The sequence below is a fragment of the Cryobacterium sp. MLB-32 genome (assembly GCF_000738085.1).
GTDB lineage: Bacteria > Actinomycetota > Actinomycetes > Actinomycetales > Microbacteriaceae > Cryobacterium.
In genome coordinates this window covers 1-959 of sequence record NZ_JPRS01000387.1, presented here as the reverse complement: position 1 = coordinate 959, position 959 = coordinate 1, and the positions used below count along the sequence as shown (strand labels likewise).

The window sequence follows — 959 nt, the reverse complement described above, 5'->3', positions numbered from 1 at the left end:
CGCGGAAAATCTCGAGCCTGATGCGGTTTTCGACTATCTGGTCGATACGGCGATCGAGAACGCTGGGCCGCGAGACACTCCGCAGATTCGCGCGGCCGCACTCGCAGTGATCGCTTACCTCTTTGAGATATGCGAGATATTCGAACATGAGTGAGTTTTTTCCGGACAAATTTACGCCCCTAGAGCGCACCATTGTCGGCGAAGCTGCGGCGCTTTTGGCGCTCTTGGGTAGACGCAGCACGAGCATCGGCCAACTGTATGTCGAGCACCGGCAGACGCCGGCCGCATCGACGTACGACAGTTTCGTTGCCGCGCTGACGCTTCTCTACGGCGCGGGCGTGCTTGACCACGAAGACCACATGTTGAGGATCGTTTAGTGTTTATCCGTCTTAGCGCCAATAGCGACGAGTTCAAGCCCATCGACTTCCAGCCTGGTTTCAACGCGATTATTGCCGATCGCGCTCACGACTCGACGGACCAAGACAGCCGAAATGCCCGAGGCAAGTCAACGGTGCTCATGCTGATGAACTACGTGCTGGCTGGCAGCCTCCCCAACAGCTTGCGCCCCCTTGCCGACGACGGGTGGGAGATTACCCTGACACTTGAAATGTTCGGGGGTGCGGTCACCGCGACGCGCTCCTTGGCGAGCGGTCGCAGACTCTCGATTGCGGCCGACGGTCCTGCACGGGACGTGGTCAGTCCCTGGCTCTCCGAGGGACAGATCACTGTCGACAGCTGGAAAGAGCTGCTAGGGCTCTCGCTTTTCCGGTTGGAGCCCGGCGAACAGGAGACTAGTGGCGGGCTGTCGGTGCGCACACTCCTGTCGTATGTAATTCGGACCGAGACCCCCAAAGACCCATTAAAAATGATCGCGCAACAGAGTGCGACCAGCAGTCGCGAGCACGTCGCGTTTCTACTCGGGTTGGACTGGGAAGTGATCCGCGATCTAGCCGCTGTGA

At 59.2% G+C, this 959-nt stretch carries 2 protein-coding genes; both read left to right on the top strand.

The window, feature by feature from the left end:
• The first annotated feature begins 146 nt into the window (after positions 1-146).
• Entirely contained in the window at positions 147-377 is a 231-nt protein-coding gene (locus JF66_RS18825) for an ABC-three component system middle component 6 (protein WP_035880406.1), read from the top strand.
• Positions 377-959 (top strand): hypothetical protein (locus tag JF66_RS18820; protein ID WP_035880405.1); only part of this gene is annotated, 583 nt, incomplete at its 3' end. The genes JF66_RS18825 and JF66_RS18820, both read left to right, overlap by 1 nt.